The organism is Streptomyces sp. NPDC059456, assembly GCF_042750055.1.
In the GTDB taxonomy this organism is placed as follows: domain Bacteria; phylum Actinomycetota; class Actinomycetes; order Streptomycetales; family Streptomycetaceae; genus Streptomyces.
On sequence record NZ_JBHYVA010000092.1, the window covers coordinates 16,195 to 18,102 of the forward strand.

Genomic DNA, 1,908 nt, shown 5'->3' on the forward strand with positions numbered 1-1,908 from the left:
GGGGGGGGCCCACCCCCGCCCCGGCCACCCCCCCGAAGAGCGGTGTACCGCGCGCCACTCACCAGTGGCGCGCTTTCCAGGATAACCCGGGCGGCTCAGCCCGTTCCGACGAAGGCCGCGAGCAGCAGCCACACCACCGGGGCGGTCGGGAGCAGGGAGTCGAGCCGGTCCATGATGCCGCCGTGGCCCGGCAGCAGCGTGCCCATGTCCTTGATGCCCAGGTCCCGCTTGATCATGGACTCGCCGAGGTCGCCGAGCGTGGCGCTGACCGCGACGGCGAGACCGAGCAGCAGCCCCTGCCACCAGGCGCCCCCGTCGATCAGGAACTCCATGCACAGCGCGCCGGCCGCCATCGCGAAGGCCACCGCGCCGAACAGTCCCTCGCGGGTCTTGCCGGGGCTGATGCGCGGCGCCAGCTTGTGCTTGCCGAAGCGCCAGCCCACCGCGTAGGCACCGGTGTCGCTGACCACGGTCAGGAGCAGGAAGGTGACCACCCGCTGCGGGCCGTCGTCCGCGGTGAGCAGCATCGCGACGAAGGTGGCCAGGAAGGGCACGTAGAACGCCGCGAAGACGCCCGCCGTGACGTCCTTGAGGTAGTCCTCGGGCGGTTCGGTCATCCGCCAGACCAGGACCGCCAGCGCGGTCAGGGCCATCGCCACCCAGGCGCCCTCGGCGCCCCGGACGTACCCGGCGATGACCATGGCGGCGCCGCCGACCGCGAGCGGGACGAGCGGCGCCTTGATGCCCTTCTTCTCCTGGAGCCGGGAGGTGAGCTCCCACAGGCCCACGACGACCGCGACGACGATGACGCCGACGAAGACCGCCTTGACGATGAACAGCGAAGCGAAGATCACCGCACCGAGGCCGACACCGACCCCTATGGCGGCACGCAGGTCGCGCCCCGCCCGCTTCTTCTGCGGTGGGGGCGAAGCGTCCTGCGGTGCCTGCGAGGGCGGGGGCGGCGGGCTGGGCATGGGCTCCTGCGGCGGCGTCTCGGCGCGGAACGGGGGGCCGCCGTCGGCGGCGGCCCCCCGATCGCGTGCTTCCCGGTCGTCGAAGTCACGGCCGGCGGCATCGGGCACGATGGGCATGGGCCGAGTGTGCGGGCCCACCAGCGCATCGTATGCGGGACCCGCCGGAACCGGCTCCGTGGCCCAGGGAGAGTCGTTCATCAGACCTCGAGGAGCTCGGCTTCCTTGTGCTTGAGCAGCTCGTCCACCTGCGCGACGTACTTCGCGGTGGTGTCGTCGAGCTCCTTCTCGGCGCGGCGCACCTCGTCCTCGCCGGACTCCTTGTCCTTGACGAGCTTGTCGAGGGCGTCCTTCGCCTTGCGGCGGATGGAGCGGATCGAGACCTTGGAGTCCTCGGCCTTGGTGCGCGCGACCTTGATGTACTCCTTGCGGCGGTCCTGCGTCAGCTCGGGGAAAGTCACCCGGATGATATTGCCGTCGTTGCTGGGGTTGACGCCCAGGTCGGAGTCGCGGATGGCCTGCTCGATGTTGCGCAGGGCGCTCTTGTCGAAGGGGGTCACGATCGCCATGCGCGGCTCGGGCACCGAGAAGGACGCGAGCTGGTTGATGGGCGTGATGGCGCCGTAGTAGTCCGCCACGATCTTGTTGAACATCGCCGGGTGCGCACGACCGGTGCGGATCGCGGCGAAGTCTTCCTTGGCGACGACGACGGCCTTCTCCATCTTCTCCTCGGCCTCGAGGAGGATTTCTTCGATCACCACGTGCTCCTGCATGTCAGATTTGGATGGTTCAGGCGGGCGGGGCGGGCTCGGCCCGGGGGGCCGGGCGCCCCGGCGGGGCGGGCCCGCCCCGGGGGCCCGGTGGCGCCCCGCCGGGGCCCTCGTATCACCCCATTCAGCGCGCGGGCGGTTTGACGCCGCGCGGACCCGGACAAGCA

The 1,908-nt window shown here is 71.2% G+C and carries 2 protein-coding genes; both read right to left on the reverse strand.

Annotation, left to right across the window (positions count from 1 at the left end; translation table 11 throughout):
* Positions 1–95 precede the first annotated feature (95 nt).
* Entirely contained in the window at positions 96–1,172 is a 1,077-nt protein-coding gene (locus ACFXA3_RS11460) for a phosphatidate cytidylyltransferase (protein ID WP_385185195.1), read from the reverse strand.
* The gene (gene frr, locus ACFXA3_RS11465; RefSeq protein ID WP_030298420.1) at positions 1,172–1,729 is read right to left on the reverse strand and encodes a ribosome recycling factor; all 558 of its coding nucleotides are present in this window, start codon (positions 1,727–1,729) and stop codon (positions 1,172–1,174) included. Before frr ends, ACFXA3_RS11460 begins: the two co-directional genes overlap by 1 nt.
* Positions 1,730–1,908 lie beyond the last annotated feature (179 nt).